19 protein-coding genes and 2 pseudogenes are annotated in these 21,515 nt (G+C 61.3%); 14 read left to right on the forward strand and 7 right to left on the reverse strand.

Annotated elements, in window-relative coordinates; all coding sequences use genetic code 11:
• The first annotated feature begins 17 nt into the window (after nucleotides 1-17).
• The 5 genes from ACSQ3N_RS13515 to ACSQ3N_RS13535 all read left to right on the forward strand — a co-directional run bounded on the left by ACSQ3N_RS13515 (nucleotide 18) and on the right by ACSQ3N_RS13535 (nucleotide 8,950).
• Nucleotides 18-2,372 (forward strand): heavy metal translocating P-type ATPase, encoded by a 2,355-nt coding sequence (locus tag ACSQ3N_RS13515; protein WP_436146539.1) that lies wholly within the window; start codon nucleotides 18-20, stop codon nucleotides 2,370-2,372.
• A gap of 69 nt (nucleotides 2,373-2,441) precedes the next feature.
• Complete coding sequence (locus ACSQ3N_RS13520) at nucleotides 2,442-2,897, forward strand: hypothetical protein (RefSeq protein WP_436146540.1); 456 nt, start codon at nucleotides 2,442-2,444, stop codon at nucleotides 2,895-2,897.
• A gap of 75 nt (nucleotides 2,898-2,972) precedes the next feature.
• Complete coding sequence (locus tag ACSQ3N_RS13525) at nucleotides 2,973-4,298, forward strand: TolC family protein (protein ID WP_436146541.1); 1,326 nt, start codon at nucleotides 2,973-2,975, stop codon at nucleotides 4,296-4,298.
• Nucleotides 4,299-4,310: 12 nt separating this feature from the next.
• The gene (locus ACSQ3N_RS13530) at nucleotides 4,311-5,828 is read left to right on the forward strand and encodes an efflux RND transporter periplasmic adaptor subunit (protein ID WP_436146542.1); all 1,518 of its coding nucleotides are present in this window, start codon (nucleotides 4,311-4,313) and stop codon (nucleotides 5,826-5,828) included.
• The gene (locus ACSQ3N_RS13535; protein WP_436146543.1) at nucleotides 5,825-8,950 is read left to right on the forward strand and encodes an efflux RND transporter permease subunit; all 3,126 of its coding nucleotides are present in this window, start codon (nucleotides 5,825-5,827) and stop codon (nucleotides 8,948-8,950) included. Before ACSQ3N_RS13530 ends, ACSQ3N_RS13535 begins: the two co-directional genes overlap by 4 nt.
• Before the next feature lie 241 nt (nucleotides 8,951-9,191).
• Here the strand turns inward: ACSQ3N_RS13535 and ACSQ3N_RS13540 are convergent, their stop codons facing one another.
• Genes ACSQ3N_RS13540 through ACSQ3N_RS13550 form a run of 3 tightly spaced genes read right to left on the reverse strand, consistent with a single transcriptional unit; the run spans nucleotide 9,192 to nucleotide 10,883 of the window.
• The gene (locus ACSQ3N_RS13540; protein ID WP_436146544.1) at nucleotides 9,192-9,584 is read right to left on the reverse strand and encodes a YkvA family protein; all 393 of its coding nucleotides are present in this window, start codon (nucleotides 9,582-9,584) and stop codon (nucleotides 9,192-9,194) included.
• Nucleotides 9,581-10,570, reverse strand: coding sequence for a CDF family Co(II)/Ni(II) efflux transporter DmeF (gene dmeF, locus ACSQ3N_RS13545; RefSeq protein WP_436146545.1), 990 nt, complete (start codon nucleotides 10,568-10,570; stop codon nucleotides 9,581-9,583). Before dmeF ends, ACSQ3N_RS13540 begins: the two co-directional genes overlap by 4 nt.
• A gap of 40 nt (nucleotides 10,571-10,610) precedes the next feature.
• A complete protein-coding gene (locus ACSQ3N_RS13550; protein ID WP_436146546.1) occupies nucleotides 10,611-10,883 on the reverse strand; it encodes a metal/formaldehyde-sensitive transcriptional repressor in 273 nt (90 codons plus the stop codon).
• A 450-nt stretch (nucleotides 10,884-11,333) separates the two neighbouring features.
• Between ACSQ3N_RS13550 and ACSQ3N_RS13555 the strand changes: the two genes are divergently transcribed.
• The 6 genes and pseudogenes from ACSQ3N_RS13555 (at nucleotide 11,334) to ACSQ3N_RS13580 (ending at nucleotide 15,541) form a co-directional block, all read left to right on the forward strand.
• Nucleotides 11,334-11,657 carry an ArsR/SmtB family transcription factor gene (locus ACSQ3N_RS13555; RefSeq protein WP_436146547.1) on the forward strand — a complete coding sequence of 108 codons (324 nt, stop codon included), beginning with the start codon at nucleotides 11,334-11,336 and terminating at the stop codon, nucleotides 11,655-11,657.
• A 92-nt stretch (nucleotides 11,658-11,749) separates the two neighbouring features.
• Nucleotides 11,750-12,256, forward strand: a complete 507-nt coding sequence (locus tag ACSQ3N_RS13560) for an arsenate reductase ArsC (RefSeq protein WP_436146548.1) — start codon at nucleotides 11,750-11,752, stop codon at nucleotides 12,254-12,256.
• Nucleotides 12,257-12,263: 7 nt separating this feature from the next.
• A complete protein-coding gene (gene arsB, locus ACSQ3N_RS13565) occupies nucleotides 12,264-13,310 on the forward strand; it encodes an ACR3 family arsenite efflux transporter (RefSeq protein ID WP_436146549.1) in 1,047 nt (348 codons plus the stop codon).
• Nucleotides 13,285-13,998 carry an arsenical resistance protein ArsH gene (gene arsH, locus ACSQ3N_RS13570; protein ID WP_436146550.1) on the forward strand — a complete coding sequence of 238 codons (714 nt, stop codon included), beginning with the start codon at nucleotides 13,285-13,287 and terminating at the stop codon, nucleotides 13,996-13,998. Before arsB ends, arsH begins: the two co-directional genes overlap by 26 nt.
• Nucleotides 13,999-14,105: 107 nt before the next feature.
• Nucleotides 14,106-14,290, forward strand: a pseudogene (locus ACSQ3N_RS13575) (MFS transporter); the annotation flags it as partial.
• Between the two features lie 280 nt (nucleotides 14,291-14,570).
• Nucleotides 14,571-15,541, forward strand: a pseudogene (locus ACSQ3N_RS13580) (IS481 family transposase).
• A gap of 592 nt (nucleotides 15,542-16,133) precedes the next feature.
• Here ACSQ3N_RS13580 and ACSQ3N_RS13585 read toward each other — a convergent pair.
• The 4 genes from ACSQ3N_RS13585 to ACSQ3N_RS13600 form a co-directional block, all read right to left on the reverse strand.
• The gene (locus tag ACSQ3N_RS13585) at nucleotides 16,134-18,350 is read right to left on the reverse strand and encodes a heavy metal translocating P-type ATPase (RefSeq protein ID WP_436146551.1); all 2,217 of its coding nucleotides are present in this window, start codon (nucleotides 18,348-18,350) and stop codon (nucleotides 16,134-16,136) included.
• Nucleotides 18,351-18,467: 117 nt separating this feature from the next.
• Nucleotides 18,468-19,124, reverse strand: coding sequence for a DsbA family protein (locus tag ACSQ3N_RS13590; protein WP_436146552.1), 657 nt, complete (start codon nucleotides 19,122-19,124; stop codon nucleotides 18,468-18,470).
• The gene (locus ACSQ3N_RS13595; protein WP_436146553.1) at nucleotides 19,121-19,537 is read right to left on the reverse strand and encodes a disulfide bond formation protein B; all 417 of its coding nucleotides are present in this window, start codon (nucleotides 19,535-19,537) and stop codon (nucleotides 19,121-19,123) included. Before ACSQ3N_RS13595 ends, ACSQ3N_RS13590 begins: the two co-directional genes overlap by 4 nt.
• A gap of 191 nt (nucleotides 19,538-19,728) precedes the next feature.
• A complete protein-coding gene (locus ACSQ3N_RS13600) occupies nucleotides 19,729-20,115 on the reverse strand; it encodes a hypothetical protein (RefSeq protein WP_436146554.1) in 387 nt (128 codons plus the stop codon).
• Between the two features lie 219 nt (nucleotides 20,116-20,334).
• Between ACSQ3N_RS13600 and ACSQ3N_RS13605 the strand changes: the two genes are divergently transcribed.
• From ACSQ3N_RS13605 to ACSQ3N_RS13615, 3 genes are all read left to right on the forward strand, one after another.
• Nucleotides 20,335-20,622 carry a zinc ribbon domain-containing protein gene (locus ACSQ3N_RS13605; RefSeq protein WP_436146555.1) on the forward strand — a complete coding sequence of 96 codons (288 nt, stop codon included), beginning with the start codon at nucleotides 20,335-20,337 and terminating at the stop codon, nucleotides 20,620-20,622.
• 131 nt (nucleotides 20,623-20,753) lie between these two features.
• Nucleotides 20,754-20,996: a hypothetical protein gene (locus ACSQ3N_RS13610; protein WP_436146556.1), complete on the forward strand. Its 243-nt coding sequence runs from the start codon at nucleotides 20,754-20,756 to the stop codon at nucleotides 20,994-20,996.
• A 178-nt stretch (nucleotides 20,997-21,174) separates the two neighbouring features.
• Nucleotides 21,175-21,513 (forward strand): DUF4148 domain-containing protein, encoded by a 339-nt coding sequence (locus tag ACSQ3N_RS13615; RefSeq protein ID WP_436146557.1) that lies wholly within the window; start codon nucleotides 21,175-21,177, stop codon nucleotides 21,511-21,513.
• Nucleotides 21,514-21,515: the final 2 nt, after the last annotated feature.

Consider the following 21,515-nt stretch of genomic DNA (forward strand, 5'->3'; position numbering starts at 1 on the left):
CTTCAGGAAGTACCACCATGGCTACAGCAGCGCCACACGATCATGCTCACCACAAGCATCCGCCTCATGAAGGTCGAAAACCTCCATTCTCGACGGCGCTGAACGACCCCGTCTGCGGTATGGCGGTGACTGCCCAGTCCCAATACACCGCGCTCCACGAGGGCCACAACTACTACTTTTGCAGCGCGAAGTGCCAGGGGCGCTTTGTCGAGGCACCGCAGAAGTACGTACCGGGCGCTGATGGCACGTCTGGGGCCGAGCCTGAAGCAGCTCAGCCCGGGGCCATCTACACCTGCCCCATGCACCCAGAGGTGCAGCAGGACCATCCCGGAAACTGTCCAAAATGCGGGATGTCGCTGGAGCCCATGCTGCCCACGCTGGAGGAGGGAGACAACGCTGAACTCGTGGATTTCCGGCATCGATTCTGGTGGACACTGCCACTGACCGCAGTGGTCACCGTCCTGGCCATGGTGGGCCACCGCCTGCAGTGGTTCGAAATGGCCACCCAGAGCTGGATCGAGCTCGTGCTGACGGTGCCCATCGTGCTCTGGGCTGGTTGGCCCTTCTTTGTGCGCGGCGCTCAATCCATCGCCAACCGCAGTCCCAACATGTGGACGCTGATCAGCCTGGGCACCGGTGCCGCCTTCGTCTACAGCCTAGTCGCCACCGTGGCGCCTGGGGTATTTCCAGCCTCGTTTCAGGCTATGGGCCGCGTGGCGGTGTACTTCGAAGCAGCAGCCGTCATCATCTCGCTCACTCTGCTCGGCCAGATGCTGGAGCTCAAAGCACGCTCGCAGACCTCGGCCGCCATCAAATCACTGTTGGGCCTGGCGCCCAAGACCGCTCGGCGCATCGATGCCAACGGCCAGGAGAGCGACGTCCCGCTGTCCCACGTCCACGTGGGTGACCTGCTGCGCGTACGCCCTGGGGAGAAGGTCCCGGTGGATGGCGTCGTGGTCGAGGGGAGTAGCGCGGTAGACGAAGCCATGCTCACTGGCGAGCCTGTGCCCATCGTCAAAGGACCTGGGGACGCCGTCATCGGAGCCACGCTCAATACCAACGGGGCACTGGTGATCCGGTCCGAGCGGGTGGGCTCCGCCACCATGCTGTCCCAGATCGTTCAAATGGTCGCTCAAGCGCAGCGCTCACGGGCTCCCATGCAGCGTATGGCGGACCAGGTGGCGGGGTACTTCGTGATGGCCGTGGTAGGTATCGCGTTACTCACACTCTTCGCGTGGGGCCTGTTCGGGCCGGAGCCACGTTGGGTCTATGGCCTGGTCAATGCTGTGGCCGTACTGATCATTGCGTGCCCCTGTGCGTTGGGCTTGGCAACGCCCATGTCCATCATGGTGGCTACAGGCCGGGGCGCGACCAGTGGCGTGCTGTTTCGGGACGCTGCAGCCATCGAGAACCTGCGAAAGGTGGACACGCTGATCGTGGACAAGACCGGCACGCTCACAGAGGGCAAACCATCCTTCGAGCGTGTGGTGGCCATGCCCGGTCTGTCCGAGGACGAAGTGCTGCGCCTTGCGGCCAGTCTGGACCAAGGCAGCGAGCATCCGCTGGCCGATGCCATTGTCCAGGCGGCCCGCTCCAAGGGCTTGGTGCTGGACAAGCCCGAGGACTTCGAGTCCGGGTCGGGTATTGGCGTACGCGGACGGGTCAATGGGCGCCAGCTCGCCTTGGGAAACACAGTCCTCATGGAACAGGTGGGCGTTTCTGCAGATCCGCTGGTGGCGCAGGCTGAGGCCTTGCGCGCGACAGGCGCCAGTGTGATGTATCTGGCGGCAGACGGCCAGCTTCAAGGCCTGCTGGCGGTCTCGGATGCCATCAAGGCCAGCACGCCGGAAGCCTTGGCCACTTTGCATGCGGCGGGACTGCGCATCGTCATGGCCACGGGCGACGGCATGACCACCGCCAAGGCGGTAGGCGCAAAGCTGGGGATTGATGAGGTCCATGGCGAAGTCAAGCCTGCAGACAAGCTGGCTCTGGTGTCACGCCTGCAGGCCGAAGGCCGTGTCGTTGCCATGGCTGGGGACGGGATCAACGACGCGCCCGCACTTGCCAAGGCGGATGTGGGGATCGCGATGGGGACCGGGACCGATGTGGCTATGAACAGCGCCCAGGTCACTCTGGTCAAGGGCGACCTGCGGGGGATTTCCACAGCGCGGGAACTGTCCGAGGCGACAGTGGGCAACATGAAGCAGAACCTCATGTTCGCCTTCTTCTACAACGCACTGGGCATACCGATTGCTGCAGGTCTGCTGTATCCCTTCACCGGCTGGCTGCTGTCGCCGATGATCGCGGCCCTGGCGATGAGCCTGAGTTCGGCGTCCGTGATCGCCAACGCACTGCGGCTTCGCAAGGGCTGAGTTGGCTCGGCAGGCTTGGATTTGATCTAGGTTAAGTCTGTGGCCACCGCTGGGGGTACCATTCGCACCATGATCTTCGCCAGAAGCACCGTATCGCGCCAAGGACGCTGGGTAACCAGTTTCCTGGTCACGGCGTTGCTTCTGATGCAGTTCGCGTTGGCCGCCTATGCCTGTCCCAAGCTGGACTCCGCGGCCCATGCGGCGTCGATGCAAAAAGCGGGCATGGCTATGGAAGATGCCGTCGGCATGCCCTCCATGCCCGATTGCCACGCGATGGCGGGCACCATGGATGAGCAGGATCCTCAGCTGTGCCGAGCCCATTGTGATGGCGACAGCTTGTCCTCCCCCTCGCTTCAAGGTCTTGATCTGCAGGCGCTCGCGGCGCACGCCATCTGGGTCGCTTATGTATTGCCTGTGATCCTGGACTCGGAGCGCCATATCGACCCTCGGGCTGTCTACGCGGAGCTGGACAGTCGAGCGGGCTCTCCCCCCATCTATCTGACCCATCAGGTCTTTCGGAATTGATCGTGCACGGCGTGTGCGCTGCCTTGCAGCGCGCGCGCAGGTCTGACTTCGTGCCCCTTCATTTCGAGGACCATCATGCCCATCACATCCTTCGGCGCTCCCGGCGAGCGCCCGTCTGCGCACCAGTGCATTCGTCCCATCTCGCCGCGCATCCGCGTGCGCGACCTCAACCATCTGCGCCTGAGCGCTCTCGGGGTCTTGCTGGCCGGCCTCGGCCTTGCAGGCAACCCGGCCCATGCCCTGGGCTTTGTAGAGGCCCTGGACCTGGCCGAGCAGCACAGCCCTCGAATCACGGCCCAGCGGCTGCAGATTGACGCAGCCAGCAGTACCCAGAAGGCCGCAGGGACGCTGCCGGATCCCAAGCTGTCAGTCGGTATTGAGAACTTTCCTATCAGTGGCATGGACCGCTTCAGCCTCACGCGTGAGTCCATGACCATGCAGCGCCTGGCGCTGATGCAGGAGGTCCCCAACCGTGCCAAACGCGACGCAAAGATCGCCGGCGCCCAGGCCAAGGTGGAACGAGAGCGCGCCACTCTGGCGGTTCAGCGCCTGCAGATCCGCCAGGAGCTGAGCCAAGCCTGGATCCTGGCCCGCGCCATCGAGCAGCGCGACCAGGTACTGACCGATCTACTGAGCGAGAACCAGCGCTTGCAAGACAGCCTGCCTGCCCGCATCGCTGGGGGAACGGCCCAGGCGGGCGATCTCCTGATGGCCAGGCAGGAGGCGCTTGCGCTGTCGGACCGCAGGGACGATCTGCTGCGTGACCGATTTAAGGCCAGGGCGATGTTGCGGCGCTGGGTTGGCGCCCGTGCCGACGAGGCGCTGCAGGGAACCCCCGGGCCGCTGAGCCGCCCCTTGGACCAGTTGCGGTCAGAGGTACACCGCCACGCAGAACTCGCACAGTACCCCGCCATGCAGGCCATGGCTTTGGCCGAATCGCGCGAGGCCCAGGCCGAGACCCGTGGGGACTGGTCCTGGGAAATTGCCTACAGCCGCCGTGCGCGCCAGTGGGGCGACATGGTGTCCTTCCAGGTGACCTTGGACCTTCCTTGGCAACAGGAGCGGCGCCAGGCACCCCAGATCAAGGCCAAGCAGCTGGAGCTGCAGCGGCTTGAAGCCGAGCTGGAAGACGTGACCCGCAGGCACCTGCAGGAGCTGGAGGACAGCGCCTCAGAGCTAGCGGCACTGAACAGCCAGATCGAGCGGCTGCAATCGGCTGGAATGGGCTTGGCACAGGGCCGCGCCGAACTCGCGCTGGCCAACTACCAGTCCGCCAAGGGCGACTTAAGCGCTGTGCTGGCGGCTCGGGCGCAAGTGCGGGAGACGCACTGGCGGCTCATTGAGCTGCAGACACAGCGGGATACCGTGATTGCCCGTCTGAACAGCTTGATCGCCGACTGAGGGGAGAACAACGTGACCAATACCGATTTCAAGAAGACCGCCGTGGCCGTAGCACTGGTGGCTGCCGGCATCGCCCTCGGCTGGGGCGTCTCCCAATGGCGCACCGCGAGCAGCCACGCCTCTGGCACTGCTCCTGCCTCGGCCGAAACTGCGAAGGCCGACCGCAAGGTGCTGTACTGGTACGACCCCATGGTACCGACGCAGAAGTTCGACAAGCCGGGCAAGTCGCCCTACATGGACATGGCGCTGGTCCCCAAGTACGCCGATGAGGACGCACAACAAGGCACCGGTTTGAATGTCTCGGCGCAGGCGGTGCAAGCCCTCGGCATGCGTACCGCCACGGTGGAGCAACGGGACATTGGGGCCGATGTGGATGTGCTGGGCACGGTCCAGCTCAATGACCGGGATGTGAGCATCGTCCAGGCGCGTTCTGCCGGATTTGTGGAGCGTGTCTACGCCCGGGCCCCGGGCGATGTCGTGGCCGCAGGGGCGCCATTGGCCGATCTATTGCTGCCTGAGTGGGTGGCTGCGCAGCGCGAGTTCCTAGCGGTCCGGGCGCTCAAGGACGAGTCGCTGACGGCAGCTTCGCGCCAGCGGCTGTCGCTGCTGGGCATGCCTGCCTCGCTAGTGGCCCAGGTGGAGCGCACGGGCGAACCTCAGGGTCGCTACACGGTAACCTCCCCACAGGCCGGGATGGTGGCCGAACTGATGGTGCGCCAGGGCATGACGGTCACTGCGGGTGCCAGCCTGGTGCGAGTGAACGGTCTGGCCAGCGTCTGGATCGAGGCCGCCGTTCCGGAAGCGCAAAGCGGCCCCTTGCAATTGGGGCAGGACGCCCAGGTCCGCCTGGCCGCGTTTCCGGGCGAAACCCTCAGAGCCCGTGTCGTGAGCATCCTCCCAGAGGCCAACCGGGACACCCGCACGGTGCGCGTGCGTCTGGAGCTTCCCAACCCCGCTCAACGCCTGAAGGCGGGCATGTCCGGGCACATCGTTCTGGCTGGACGCACACAACCAGCGCTGCTCGTCCCCAGCGAAGCGGTAATCCGCACCGGCAAGCGGGCGCTGGTCTACGTGGTGGATGGCCCCGGGAAATACCACCCCGTCCAGGTGCAACTTGGCGCGGAAATCGATGACCGCCTCGTCGTTCAAGGCGGGCTGGCCGCAGGGCAGCAGGTGGTCGCCTCGGCACAGTTCCTGATCGACTCCGAAGCCAGCCTGCGGGGCATCATGCCCGCACAGCCTCAAGGCAGCAGCGCCCAGTCGGCCACCGAACAGGGTTCTTCGACGTCAGCTGCGCCAGCATCCAAGAGCTTTACGGTGCGAGGTGTGGTCGATGAGGTCACGCCGACCGAGCTGACCCTCACCCATGAGGCCGTACCTGAACTGAAGTGGCCCGGCATGACCATGCCATTCAAGCTGGCAAACCCGGACCTGGCCAAGGCCCTGAAACCCGAGCAGCAGGTGAAGTTCACCTTCCAACAGCAAGGCAAGGAGTTTGTGATTACTGCCGTGGAAAGGATCAAGCCATGATCGCGCGCCTGATCCGCTGGTCAGTGGCAAATCGATTGCTGGTTCTGCTGGCGACCTTAATGCTGACCGCTTGGGGCGTATGGGGCGTGCGCAGCACCCCCGTGGATGCGCTACCGGACCTCTCGGATGTCCAAGTCATCATCCGCACCTCCTATCCCGGTCAGGCTCCGCAGATTGTGGAGAACCAGGTCACATACCCCTTGTCCACCACTATGCTGTCCGTCCCGGGCGCCAAGACGGTGCGAGGTTTCTCGTTCTTTGGCGACTCTTTCGTATACATCTTGTTCGAAGATGGCACGGACCTGTACTGGGCGCGTTCACGGGTGCTGGAGTACATGAACCAGGTGCAGGGACGACTGCCCGCCACTGCCAAATCGTCGCTCGGCCCCGACGCCACCGGGGTCGGCTGGATCTACCAATACGCTCTGGTGGACCGCACCGGCAAGAACGATCTCGCTCAGCTGCGGGCCTTGCAGGACTGGTTCCTGAAATTCGAACTCAAGAGCCTGCCCAATGTCGCGGAAGTGGCGTCAGTGGGCGGTATGGTCAAGCAATACCAGGTTGTGCTCGACCCCATCAAGCTCGCAGCCCAGGGGCTGACCCAGGCGCAGGTCCGCGAAGCTATCCTGGGCGCCAACCAGGAAACGGGTGGGTCGGTGCTGGAGTTGTCCGGAGCCGAATACATGGTGCGCTCCAGCGGCTACCTCAAGACGCTGGACGACTTCCGGGGCATCCCGCTGGTGTCGCGCGCCGGGATTCCCGTGCGCTTGGGTGATGTCGCAACGTTCCAGATCGGGCCGGAGATGCGGCGCGGCATCGCCGAACTCGACGGCGAGGGCGAGGTGGCCGGTGGCGTGGTGGTCCTGCGCTCGGGCAAGAATGCCCAGGAAACCATCAAAGCCATCAAGGCAAAGCTCAGCGAGCTTCAAAGCAGCCTGCCCCAGGGCGTGGAGATCGTGACCACCTACGACCGCAGCGAACTCATTGAGCGGGCGATCCAGAACCTCACCACCAAACTCATCGAGGAGTTCATCGTGGTGGCTGTGGTCTGTGTCTTGTTCCTCTGGCACTTGCGCTCGGCACTGGTCGCCATCATTTCTCTGCCGCTGGGGATCATGGCGGCGTTTCTGGTGATGCGCTACCAGGGCATCAACGCCAACATCATGTCCCTGGGCGGGATTGCGATTGCCGTGGGCGCCATGGTCGATGCGGCGGTGGTGATGATCGAGAACGCCCACAAGAAGCTGGAGGCCTGGCAGCACAAGCATCCCGACCGCCAATTGGTCGGGGAAGAGCGCTGGAAGGTGATCACTGAAGCCGCCGAGGAGGTGGGCCCCGCGCTGTTCTTCTCGCTGCTCATCATCACCTTGTCCTTCGTACCCGTCTTCACGCTGGAAGCACAGGAAGGCCGCTTGTTCGGACCGCTGGCGTTCACCAAGACCTACGCGATGGCCGCAGCTGCGGCTCTCTCGGTCACGCTGATTCCGGTCCTGATGGGCTACTGGATCCGGGGCCGCATCCCCGATGAGCAGAAGAACCCGATCACGCGCGCCCTGATTGCCGTGTACCGGCCTTGCCTGGAATGGGTTCTGCACCGCCCCAAATCCACACTGGTCGTTGCCGTGCTGGCGCTGACGACCACGATCTGGCCACTGTCGCGGCTGGGGGGCGAGTTCCTGCCCAGGCTGGATGAAGGCGATCTGCTGTACATGCCTTCGGCGCTCCCGGGCTTGTCAGCACAGCGGGCCACCGAACTGCTGCAACTGAGCAACCGGATGATCAAGACCGTGCCCGAGGTCGAGCGCGTTTTTGGCAAGGCGGGCCGCGCGGAGACCGCCACTGATCCGGCACCGCTGGAAATGTTCGAGACCACGGTGAAGCTCAAACCCAGAGACCAATGGCGTCCAGGAATGACCGCAGAGGGCCTGATTGAGGAGTTGGACAAGGCCGTCAAGATTCCCGGCCTGTCCAACATCTGGATTCCGCCCATTCGCAACCGGATCGACATGCTGGCGACCGGCATCAAGAGTCCCATCGGGGTCAAGGTGACCGGCAACGACCTGAAGGTGATCGATGGGATCGCGGCCCAGGTCGAGCAGGTCGCCAAGGGTATTCCGGGGGTCGCCTCGTCATTGGCCGAGCGCCTGACGGGGGGACGCTATGTCGATGTCCGTATCGACCGCACGGCCGCAGGGCGCTACGGGCTGAACGTGTCCGATATCCAGGCTGTGGTCTCCGGGGCCGTCGGTGGTGAAAACGTCTCGGAAACCGTCGAGGGACTTGCTCGCTTCCCGATCAACCTGCGCTACCCACGTGAGTGGCGAGACTCGCCAGAACGCCTGGTCCAGTTGCCCATCGTCACCCCCATGGGGCAGCAGATCACGCTGGGTACGGTGGCCAGCATCTCCATCACCGATGGACCACCCATGCTCAAGAGCGAGAACGCCCGCCCATCGGGCTGGGTGTATGTCGATGTGCGGGGGCGCGATCTGGCATCCGTGGCCAATGACCTGCGCGATGCGGTGAGCCGCCAGATCAAGCTGGAGCCTGGGGTTAGCATCACGTACTCAGGTCAGTTCGAGTACCTGGAGCGGGCCAACGCCCGCCTGAAAGTGGTGGTGCCGGCCACCTTGCTGATAATCTTTGTGCTGTTGTACTTGACCTTCTCGCGGATGGGTGAGGCGGGACTGATCATGGCTACGCTGCCATTTGCCCTCACCGGAGGCATCTGGTTCCTTTACCTGATGAACTACAACCTTTCTATCGCCACCGGCGTGGGCTTCATCGCCCTGGCGGGCGTCGCGGCAGAGTTCGGTGTGGTCATGCTCATCTACCTCAAGCAGGCGCTCGCGGAGCGGTGCCCTGATGGCAGGCAGCCCACTCTTGAAGAGCTGCTGGATGCAATTCGGGAAGGTGCCGTGCTGCGCGTGCGCCCCAAGGCCATGACCGTGGCAGTCATCCTGGCGGGCCTGGTGCCCATCGTGTGGAGCAGCGGGACAGGCTCGGAGGTCATGAGCCGCATTGCGGCGCCCATGCTGGGCGGCATGGTGACCGCGCCGCTCCTGTCCTTGTTCGTGATTCCTGCGGCTTATGTGCTGATGCGAAGGCCGAAAAAAGCGTGACTACCCGGACTCCGAGTCTTCGTGAGGCTGGCTTGAGGCGTCCCGGGAAGGTGTCAGTAGGTTCCGCAAAGCCAGCGGGGACTGCTTTACTGAGAAGAAGGACCGACTGGGTGGCGATCAAGCAGCGCAGCTAGCAACGGTCGTCCCCGGATCGGCACCTGAACCGAGCGCGTTTCCGGTCCCGCAATCCGTCATGCGTGGAGACGGGGAGGTACCGTTGGGGGGGCGCGCCGGGGCCAGCCTATAGATACAGCTTGAGCCACAAGCATGCCGCTGTAGCTACGATCAACCACACCATCACGACGAGAACCATCCCAAAGTGACTTCTGGGTTTGGCACTCTTAGCTAGTATCCAAGCATCCGCCTGGACGCGGCATTCCGCAAGGACATCCGGTGGCAGTTGCTTCACGGTCAGCCAGATCAATGCCGGCAACAAAAGTATGTCGTCAACGTAACCCAATACGGGGATGAAGTCCGGGATCAGGTCGATGGGACTCAGTGCGTAAGCAACTACAAAGACTCCCAGAATCTTTGCATGCCAGGGTGTGCGGGGATGCTTGCCCGCAAACCAAAGCGTCACGCCGTCGCGCTTGACCCGCTTGGCCCAGGTCTTCAATAGGACCCCGATACTCATGAGGCCTGCCGCTGAATCTCTACCGTGACATGCGAAAGCTCGTGAATCTGCCCCATCAGCGCTTTGTAGTGCGAAGGCTCTTTCGGCTCCTGTGCTGTCAGCGAGACAATGGCCGCGAAGTGACCCGGCCCGACCTGCCACACGTGCAGATCGGTAACCTTGCTTCCTGTAGGCGCCATCGCCTCCCGGATCTCCAACTGCACTTCCTCTCCTTCGGCTGAGGCATCCAGCAAAATACTGCCAGAGTCGCGGATCAGACCCCAGGACCAGCGGGCTATCACCAGCGCCCCTACCACGCCCATGAGAGGGTCAGCCCACAGCCACCCGTAACTGCTGCCGACCAGCAGTGCGACGATGGCCAGCACCGATGTCAGCGCATCCGCCAAGACGTGGATATACGCAGCGCGCAGATTGTTGTCGTGGCTCTTGCCGGGCTTATGGTGGTCATCATGGCTGCCGTTGTCGCCGCAATCAGAGTCATGTTGATGATGATGGCCGTGGTGGTGACCGTGGTGCGCGTGATCGTCTTTCAGCAACCAGGCGCAGACTACGTTGATGACCAAACCCACGGCCGCCACGACGATCGCTTGGTTGAAATCGATAGAGATCGGCTGGGTCAGCCGGACCACGCTTTCGTAAGCGATAAGCAGGGCAATCAACGCCAGGATGACTGCGCTCGCAAAGCCAGCCAGGTCGCCAAGTTTGCCCGTGCCGAACGTAAAGCGCCGATTGCGCACGTGCTTGCGTGCGAAGCGATAAGCCAGTGCGGTGATCAGCATAGCGCCTGCATGGGTGGACATGTGCCAGCCGTCGGCCACCAGCGCCATTGAGCCGTAGAGAGAGCCCGCAATGATCTCAACCAGCATCATGCTGGCCGTGAGGGCAATAACCAGCCACACCTTGCGCTCGTTGCGCTCGTGGTCCGAGCCCAGAAAAAAGTGGTCGTGTGCCGGCTCGGCGCTTGCGGTGGGTGTTGCAGAGTTCATATTTGTCTTCCAATGTGGGGGTGATCGAGATGCAACGGGTTCATTTCATATAGGCCCGGATGACCTCAATCATTTCCTCACCGCCCCGGTGGCGCTGCATGTCGTCCGACGGCGCCAGCACATGCTCACGCAGGTGGTCTTCCATAACCTCGGCGGTCAAGCCGCTGACTGCACCCCGCACAGATGCGATCTGACGCAGCACTTCGAGACAGGGTGCATCTGAATCGAGGGCGCGTTCGATTCCTTCGAGCTGACCCTTGATACGGCGCACACGCGCGATCAACTTGGATTTTTCACGAGAGGTATGGGACATCTTTAGGAGCAATCGACATAGTCTAGGGGACTATATTACCTTGAGGTTGTCTGGTGAAAAGTTGCATCAGCAATGTCAACGTCGTGAAGGAGAATGCCGCCGATTCACCACCGTAGCCAGTGGCCGCTGTACTTACGCGCGCGTTCTACCAGCAAGGGCCATAGGCGCAAAGCCCGTGGACGCCACCAACTCGGTCATAAAGGACAGGCCGCAACCGCGTCCAAGGATTCTTCGCGGATGGCTACTTGCGCGCGCGCTTGATCGCGGTTGCCGATGGCCTGCGTCTACTCATTGGGACGAGACTGCAGAGCCTGTGGGTTGGCAAACACCTCGAATTACAAAGTGCTATCTCGCATCACACCCCCAGCAAAGTGTGCCAAACACGGCAACAAATTTGCTTGGCCAAAAGACTTCAATTCTATATTTCAACAAATGTTGTATTATTGAGGTATGAACGAATCAGAGGCCGTACGCTCGCTCGCTGCTCTTGCACAAGAGCTGCGCCTTCGTGTCTTTCGGGCACTCATTGTCGCGGGCCAAGAAGGCCTAACGCCTAGCGCGATCTCCGAACAACTGGGAGTTGCCTCAAACACTCTATCGTTTCACCTCAAGGAGCTCGCACATGCCGGGCTGGTGAGCCAAGAGCGTCAGGGGCGCAACCTGGTTTACCGCGCCTCGTACCAGACCATGAACGAGTTGCTGGCCTATCTGACGGAGAACTGTTGCCAGGGTGCGGCGTGTCTCACCGAAGAGGCTACTTCCTGCAACTGCTGAACGGTTTGCCACCAGGCGAGCCTTGCTAAACCGCCCCGGGGCGCGCTCGCGCCCCGGCTCACCCGTGTCACCCCCCTACCCCGGAGTTCACCATGAGCGAAACCCCCAAACCCCTGAACGTCCTTTTCCTATGCACGCACAACTCGGCGCGCAGCATCCTGGCGGAAGCCCTGCTCAATGACATGGGAACAAGCCGCTTCACGGCATACTCAGCCGGCAGCAGCCCGCGTGAGAATCAGCAGCCCAATCCGCTAGGTCTGCAGGTGCTGCAGAACGCGGGCATTTCGACGGAAGGACTGCGAAGCAAGAACTGGGACGAGTTCGCAGCGCCCGGTGCGCCACACATGGACTTGATCATCACCGTCTGCGACAACGCAGCCGGCGAGGTCTGCCCCATCTGGCCCGGTCACCCCGCCACAGCCCACTGGGGTTATGCCGATCCCAGCGAGGGCGAGGGCACGGACGCGCAGAAGCTCGAAGCCTTCCGTCAGACATTGCACGCCATGAAGCGTCGCCTGGAGCTGCTGGTGAGCCTCCCAGAGGAGAAGCTTGCCAAGACCACCCTGCAAAGCACCGCTCGCCAATTGGTTTCGAACTGAGGGCACGATGCAGAAATCCAGCATGAGCGTGTTCGAGCGCTATCTCACGGTTTGGGTGGTGCTGTGCATCATGGTAGGCATCGGGCTGGGCCAGGTGTTTCCTGGCGCGGCTCGTGCGATTGGTGCGTGGGAAGTCGCTCGCGTGAATCTGCCCGTGGGCGTGCTCATCTGGGTGATGATCATCCCCATGCTGCTCAAGGTGGACTTCGCCGCACTGGGCGAGGTGCGCCACCACATGCGCGGCATCGGGGTCACGCTGTTCGTGAATTGGCTGGTGAAGCCATTCTCCATGGCCTTCCTGGGCTGGCTGTTCATCCGCCAGTGGTTCGCTCCGTATCTACCTGCGGACCAGATCGACAGCTACATCGCTGGCTTGATTCTACTGGCCGCCGCGCCCTGCACCGCCATGGTCTTCGTGTGGAGCCGCCTTACCGGAGGCGACCCGCTGTTCACGTTGTCGCAGGTCGCGCTGAATGACAGCATCATGATCGTGGCGTTTGCGCCGCTCGTGGCTTTTCTGCTGGGGCTGTCGGCGATCACGGTGCCGTGGGACACGTTGCTCACCTCGGTGGTGCTCTACATACTCATTCCCGTGGTACTGGCTCAGTGGCTGCGTCGAGCACTTCTGGCGCAAGGGCAAGCAGTATTTGAAACCGCTCTGCATCGCATCGGGCCTTGGTCTATCGGCGCGCTACTGCTCACGCTGGTGCTGCTGTTCACGTTCCAGGGCGAGGCCATCCTGCGCCAGCCACTGGTGATCGCACTGCTGGCCGTTCCCATCCTGATCCAGGTGTTTTTCAACTCCGCGCTGGCCTACTGGCTCAACCGCGCGGCAGGAGAGACGCATGCCATTGCTTGCCCGTCGGCACTCATCGGCGCGTCGAACTTCTTCGAGCTGGCCGTGGCAACCGCCATCAGCCTGTTCGGGTTTCATTCGGGCGCGGCGCTGGCCACCGTGGTGGGCGTGCTCATCGAAGTGCCGGTGATGCTGCTCGTCGTTAAAGTCGTGAACTCTTCCAAGGGCTGGTATGAATCCGGACCTTCCCAACGTTGACGCAGCCCTGCTGGAGCAGGTCGACCTGGAGCGGCTGGCGCCTGCACAGCGCTCCACCCATGCGCCTCGCATCCTGCTGCTCTATGGCTCCGTGAGGGAGCGCTCTTACAGCCGGTTGCTGACAGAGGAGGCTGCACGGCTACTGCGCGCCCTCGGTGCTGAAACCTGCATCTTCGACCCGCGCGGCCTGCCGCTGCCGGACTCCGAACCGGACAGTCACCCCAAAGTCAAAGAGCTGCGAGAGCTGGCCGAGTGGTCCGAGGGCATGGTCTGGACATCGCCCGAGCGGCACGGCTCGATGACAGGCATCCTGAAGATGCAGATCGACTGGATTCCGCTGTCGGTAGGCGCCGTGCGGCCTACGCAAGGCAAGACGCTCGCGGTGATGGAAGTCTCGGGCGGTTCGCAGTCGTTCAATGCCGTCAATCAGATGCGGGTGCTGGGCCGATGGATGCGCATGATCACGATCCCCAACCAGTCATCGGTAGCTAAGGCTTTCCTAGAGTTCGACGACGACGGCCGCATGAAACCATCGAGCTACTACGAGCGCGTGGTGGACGTGATGGAAGAGCTGGTCAAGTTCACGCTGCTCACGCGCGATTGCGCCGACTACCTGGTGAATCGGTACAGCGAGCGCCACGAGAGCGCTGAGGCATTGTCCAAGAGGGTGAATCAGCGCAGCATCTGAAGCCACATGCAGTTCTTTTGGTTGCTGCTTGGCCGCTCATGGACTGCCGTGTTTGATCCCTACGAACCGCGTAAGGAACTGCGTTGAGCACCCTCAAGTCTGCAACCATGGTAGCCAGCCGAGGGACAGCGCAGACCCTAGCGTGGTCCTCTACATATTACTTGCCGGCGAACCTGGCGGCACCAATGGCTAGGGACTTGGGGATCTCGACACCGACTGTATTTGCGGCGTTCTCTTGCGCGCTGGTCGTCTCCGCTCTCCTCGGTCTTGCGCAGGCCGTGCGATTGATAGGCGGCGCTTGTGACGCTGCTTGGCTTGGTCTCGCTCCCAGACGGCTATTGACCATATCAAGCATGGAGCACATCGAACTGGCGGCGGTTAATACTGGCAAATTATGAATATCTGGCTCAGCCTGGGATTGAGACAATACATCTATGGGATACATAGTGTTGGTTCCCTAGCTGTCGCATCCCGGATGATTGCATAGACTCTAAGCGCTATCCACTCTTCATGGCCCGAGCTGTTTTGAAGGAGTTAATAGAGTCCTTGCAATCTATCCAGGGAGTGAAGCCATGTTGATAGCCCTGCACAAGAACGCCCGCACCACTCCCGCAGTGCGCGCCGAGATCGCAGCCAGCAATGAACCAGCCAGCGTCCTGGCCCAGCGCTTTGGGATCACTGAGCAGACGGTCTACAAGTGGAAGAAGCGCAATGTCTTCGCAGATCGCGCGCACACGGCCCATCGCCTGCAGACGGTGCTCACGCCTGCGCAAGAGACCGTGGTGGTTCACTTGCGACGTACTCTGCTGTTGCTCCTGGATGACCTGTTGGCGGTCACGCGGGAGTTCATTAGCGCCCATGACTCACGCTCAGGTCTGGACCGGTGTCTGCGCCGCCATGGAGCGGGCAACCTCAACGCCCTCAAGCCCCAGGAGCCTGTGGTGGTCTACAAGGCCTTCAAGAGCTACGAGCCAGGTATGTGCACATGGATGTGAAGTACTCACCCCAGATGCAGGACGAGAGCAGCCGGCGCTATCTGTTCGTGGCAATCGACCGGGCCACGCGATGGGTGTTCGTGCAATTCATGGTCAACAAGACAGCGGCGAGTGCCAGGGCCTTTCTCAAAGCACTTCACAAGGCCTGCCGGATCAGGATCAACAAGCTGTTGACCGACAACGGCAAGGGGTTCACAGACCGACTGTTTGCCAGCCGGGAGCGCGAACCCAGCGGCAACCATGAGTTCGACCAACTGTGCCAGGAGCTGGGCATAGAGCACCGGCTAACCAAGCCCAGGACTCCGAGAACCAACGGCATGGTGGAGCGGTTCAATGGCCGCATAGCGGACGTCCTGAAGACCCACCGATTCAACAGCCGTGAAGATATGGAGCAGACCTTGCAGCGCTATGTGGCCTTGTACAACCACCAGTTGCCACAGTCAGCGCTCAAGAGCAGAACGCCAATGCTGGCCATGAAAGAGTGGTACCAAGAGCACCCGGATCTGTTTCACAAGCGGCCATATGATCGTCCGGGATGTGTCACCTAGCTATGAAGCAAATGATGTTTTGAACACACCTTATCTGCCCGCCGCCGCCTTGGTTCTGCTGACGCTACTTGGCTCTCCGCCACCGCTGTCGCGTGCACGTTCGCCTCAACGGCACGGCCTGCTCACTACGGCGCCCACCAGGATCGCTCAGTGCCTGCAGTTTTCCGCTCGAAGAAAACCACCGGCACTCGGACCCGGCAGCAGTCTCAAGGCCGACAGAGTCGGCAAGTGAGCGCCCCCCAGCCACGACACGCGCTCTGTTACTTCACTACCGCGTGGTGCAGCCGACAGGTTGAGCCAATGTCCGCAATGGATGAAAGCGCCGCCACCACAGGTGCAAGCCATCTGAGTACCAACGTGTCTTACGATATTGGCCCGCCGCGTTCATCCACCGCTATTTGGAACACCCCCGTAGAGTTGGCACTAGGTTCAGGCAATCCGGCCTGGACGCTGACTACGATTTGGGTGTGGGCTTCTGCTACCACGAAGGAGTTGCAAAACGCCCATACAGGAGTCGTGTCACGACTCCTGAATCGGGCTGTTGCTGGGGCTGCAAGTGTTGGCCGGATTCTTGTCCCGAACGTCGTCATGCTCAAGTCTTTTCAGACACACCGCGCAGCAGGCGCAGACCGTTGATCACTACCAGAAGGCTGGCCCCCATGTCGGCGAACACGGCCATCCACATAGAAGCGTTTCCGAATACAGCGAGAACCAAAAACACGGCCTTGATGCCTAGGGCAAAGGCGATATTCTGTAGAAGAATGTTGCGTGTGCGCCTGGAGAGCCTGATGACCTCAGGGATGCGTCGCAAATCGTCGTTCATGATGACGATGTCCGCGGCCTCCATGGCTGTGTCGGTTCCAGCCGCGCCCATGGCAATACCGATATCGGCCCGCGCCAGTGCGGGAGCATCGTTGATCCCGTCGCCGGTCATCGCAGTAGGGCCATGCTCCGCCTGCATCTTCTCGATGGCCGAAAGCTTGTCTTCTGGCAGCAGATTTCCCTGCGCCTTGTCGATACCAGCCTGCTTGGCAATAGCCTGCGCCGTCGACAAGTTGTCGCCCGTGAGCATGACGGACGCGACACCGATTGCATGCAATTGCCCGATGGCTTCGCGCGAGCTGTCCTTGATCGTGTCAGCCACTGCGAAGATGGCAAGTACCTCGTGTTCGTCTGCCAGAAGAGTGACAGTGCGTCCCTGCGCTTCGTGTCTGGCGAGCAGCTCTTCGATCGCTGGCGAACACAGTCCTCGCTCTTCGATCAGGCGGTGATTCCCAAGCAACAGCGCTTGCCCTTGAAGCTGGGCTTCTACGCCGCGACCGGCAAGCGCCTTGAACCCACTTACGCCGCCTTGCCCGGCACTGAGGCCCTGCGCGATGGCCTTGGACACGGGGTGGTCCGAATGCCCGGCGAGGTCCGCCGCCCATCCCAGCACCACCGACTCTGGATGCTTGGTTGCAAGTACGGCCTTATCCACGAGCTTCGGCTTGCCTTCCGTGATTGTCCCAGTCTTGTCCAGCGCGATGACCTTGAGCTTGTGTGCATCTTCGAGATACACCCCGCCTTTAATAAGGATCCCGCGGCGGGCTGCCGATGCAAGCCCGCTGACTACTGTGACCGGGGTAGCAATCACCAAGGCACAGGGGCATGCGATGACCAACAGGACCAGCGCCTTGTACAGCGCCTGCACCCATGTGAAGTCCAGGAACATCGGGGTCAAGACCGCGACAAGCAAAGCGATGATGAAAACCGCTGGCGTATAGATGGCGGCGAACCGATCAACGAATTGTTGGGTTGGAGCCCGTGATCCCTGGGCTTGCTCGACCGACTGAATGATGCGTGCCAAGGTCGTATTGCTTGCCGCCGCTGTCACAGCTATTTCAATGGTGCCTGTCTCATTGACTGTGCCCGCGAAGACAGGGTCTCCCTGCGCCTTGTCCACAGGGATGCTCTCTCCCGTCACGGGTGCCTGGTTGACGGCGCTGCTCCCGCTGACCACAGTCCCGTCGAGCGGGATACGTGCACCAGGCTTCACGCGAACGATCGCATCGATTGGCACATCCGCCGCCGGCTTCATGGTCCAGCTTCCGTCGGGCTGGCGGACTTCAGCGGTATCTGGCGTGAGATCGAGCAGACTCTTGATCGCATTTCTGGCTCGATCGACTGCCCGTCCTTCAATTAGCTCGGCGATAGCGTACAAGGCCATCACCATTGCGGCTTCTGGCCACTGACCAATAAGGAAAGCTCCCGTCACGGCCACGGTCATCAGCGCATTGATGTTCAGGCGCCCGTGCACAAGCGCTGCGAAGCCCTTGCGGTAGGTGGAAAATCCCGCAAGCCATATTGCGGCGGCCGCAACGAACATGCCGATGCCTTTGAACACTGTGGTGTCCGGTGCGAAGAAGGACAGTGTCTCGGCAGCAATAGCCAGCGCAAGCGCCAAGACCATCCGCCAAAGTCCGTCTGCTGTACTGCCGTGGTCATCACTTTGGGCGGGTGCCACAGGCTCGGGATTAAAGCCAGCCTTGCGGATGGCAGCTAAGGCTTCAGGAATCGCGCTTTCAGGTGCGTCTATCGTCAGCGTGCGAGCACCTAGCTGGAAGCCTAGACCCCGCACACCGGATATGGGTTCAAGCGCCCGCCGGATCTCGCTCTCCTCGGCAGCGCAGTCCATCGTTGAGATTCGGAACACGGACCCCTTGGATGTGGAACTTGCAGCTGAAGCTGATGACGGTGCCGATCCCTTCACCTCCGCGGAGCAACAGGCGTCCGCGGCATGGTCTTTGTGGGCGTTCTCGGTTGTTTTCATGGTGTTGGATCCTTGGTGTAATGCGATTGGAAACCTTAAAGTCACTTCAAGGTCAAGCACTAACGTGTGTTGACTGCTGGAGCCAACCCGGCCGAATGGGAATTGGGATAGCGACTGCTACTTCTTGGCCTTCGCGATCTCCTCGGAGACTAGGTCCGGCAGTTGCTTTGCACCGAAACTAGGAAGCGCGCGACCATTGACAAAGAAGGTCGGCGTCTTGTTGACTTGGAGCGCGGTGAGGTCCTGCACGTCCTGCTGGATGACAGCATCCATCGTCGGCGCTGCCATATCCACTTGCGCCCGTTGCATGTCCAACCCAGCTTGCGCTGCTGCTCTATAGGCCAGTTCCAGGCGAGGGGAACCGTGGTCTGCCCAGCTCGGCTGCGTGTCGAGTAAGGACTCGAGCACTGGAATGAATCGATCTTGCTTGCGCGCCGCTTCGAGCAGCTTGATCACTTCATCCGCACCCCGGTGAAAGGGGGCGTACCTGATCACCAAACGGACATCGGCGGGATACTGCCGCATCAGGTTCTTGACGATGGGATAGAAGGCGCGGCAAGCTTCGCACGCGGGATCAAAGAACTCCACGATGGTGACAGGCGCTTCGCGTGGACCCAGAACAGGCGAGTGCACACGCACGAGGTGCTCGGACTGGCTGATGGCGACCGCTTGCTGTTCCGCCTGTGCGTTTCGCTTGTAGACGTATGCACCGACAGCGAAGGCGCTTATGGAGACGATCAGCACAAGTGCGACGATTGCTTTTCTAGAGATCATGGACGGGTTCTGCGCAAGTAGACGAAAAGGAATGCTGCTATCGCAGCGAAGGAGGCGAACGAGAGCCAGGGCAGATCCAGGCCCCAGAAGACGTTGAGTTTCTGGTTGGCGCAAGACGCTTCTGCGGAACATGGAGTCCACGTCTGAGGAACCAGCCCAGCTACCAGGAGGCTGTGATAGCCAGCGATCACCAAGCCAATGAGTGCCATCGACAACGCGTAGACAGCTCCTCTGCGGTCTTCCGAGTACAGCGACATGCCAAGGACCAGAGCGATGGGGAACATGGCGATGCGCTGGTACCAGCACAGCACGCATGGCGTCATGCCCATGATTTCTCCGATGAACACGGCACTGCCGGTGGCCACCATCGAGACCAGCCAGGCGCACAGAAGTGGCAGCCAAGACCGGCTCATGGAAACCAGCTCCGCATGCGACATTCGAGACCGCGCGCCCGTTTGGTCCTACACGCCCAGACGATCAGTAGGCCGCACGAAATTTGGGCAAAGAACAAGAGAACTCCCTGAAACGAACAGACAGGCCAGCTGCAGCACGGCAGGCTGGCTCGCAAGTTGGCAACGGTGCGGGTGAGGAACCGATGCCCTGGTCAGGCCAGGGCGAACCACTGCGGACGTTCAGGGCGGAGGGGAGCGGGTGGAGGCTTCAGTGCAAACGCAATGGCGCCAAAAGATTCATGGACCGCTGCGATAGTGGCCATGATGCTGGGCTGCAGATAAGCCGAGTTGTGCGAATGACAGACGTCACAGTCCAGGTCTGCCCCAGAGGCATCCGATTGCTGCGAAGGATCGAGAACAGTCTTGTGTGCGAGCCCTACGTCAAAAAGGCTCTCTTGCGGTTGCAAGATCCCCACGCCATGTAAGCCAGCAACATGCGCGGCGCCACGAGCGTCGTCGTGAACGTAAGGGGCCACTGCCGCCCAGCACAGTTGCAAAGGCAACAGTGCGATGAGCAGAGCGAGCAGTTTGGAACGCATTCGAAAATTGTAGTGGCGCCGCCCGAGAACCTTCACTGCGAACGGCCGCGCCCATACAAAAAATGGCAGAAATCAGCCCAACGGAGAGGACTGGATAACGCTGAGTTTGCGCGCAGATTACATTTCTGTAAGGTAGCCCCTTCGCAGTCGAAATTCGTTGACCTTGAAGCCACTACAAGCTTTCAAATAGACCCATCACTAAATGCACAGGAGGATGTGATGGGTTTATTTGACAAGCTTTTCAGCGGACATCACGGCGGTGGCCGCGGCCACCATGGCGGAAATTACCGAGACAGCGACCACAATCGTGGCTATGGCGATGGATCCAACATCCAGCGACCAGCGAACCTCATCGCGTGCCCGAGTTGCGGTGGCGCGAACCAGCCAGGAGCAAGGTTCTGCCAACAATGTGGCACAAGCATGGTTGCAACGCAGTGCGCCAAGTGCTCCACGGTATTAGCGCCCAACGCAAGATTTTGCGGTTCCTGCGGTCAGGGCAGAGGATGACGAAATCTAAATTGCTGCATGGCTAGCGCTGGAGCCGGGCCTGGGCCGGGCCCGCTGTTCCTTGGATAACGGTATCCAGGGCAGGATCTCGGTCAATCCGCTATGACACTACACGGAGCAAGGCGAGCAACATGCCATTGAAATTTCTTCGAGAGATCGAGGCTGGCACGTTGCCAAAGCAGGTAACGAAGCCTGGCGACATCGACTTGCTCCGTCTACTTTTGCACGCGGGGATGATTGACGCAGAACTACCGGACGCAGCCGGCTCGGGCTTGGCAATGGTTAACCGGGTCACCGGCTTCGGTCGTGCATGGCTCGCTGCTGATGAAAGCAGTGCAAAAACGTCGATTCCTTCCTCAGCACTCAGGGCTTGATTGCACGGCGCATCAACGTGGCCCTTTGTAATTGGATGCCGCGGCTACATGACGAACTTGTAATCTCTCGGTGCGCAACTTGTCGGCATACGGTCAGCAGACTGTCACACGTGCAATGTAGAGCGCCTGACGGTTGGTGCGGTCTGCAGAGCACGCCGATTCAACCAAGGAGAATCTCATGGCAGTTCGTACCGTACTCACCGCCCTTTCTTTCGTAGCCCTTGCAGCGCCCGCGATGGCAAGCAGTGTCATTCACCCTGCGCCTACTGAACTGGGCTACACCACTCATCCAGAACATGCCGAGCCTGGCAAGTCGCGAGAGCAGGTTCTCTCCGAGATGGACCAATCCAAGAAAGACGGTACGTGGCAATACCACCGCTTCGGTGCACCAGTTCCAGCGAAGGGCAAGGCGATGACTCGCGAAGAAGTGCTGGCAGACCTGGAACGCTCCCAAAAGCACCCCAGTTGGGCTGCACGTCGTGTTGGTGCACCGGTCCCTGCCGTTCCCGCACCCTGACC

Origin of the sequence: Acidovorax sp. LjRoot194, from assembly GCF_964253015.1 — a bacterium.
Taxonomy (GTDB): domain Bacteria; phylum Pseudomonadota; class Gammaproteobacteria; order Burkholderiales; family Burkholderiaceae_C; genus Acidovorax.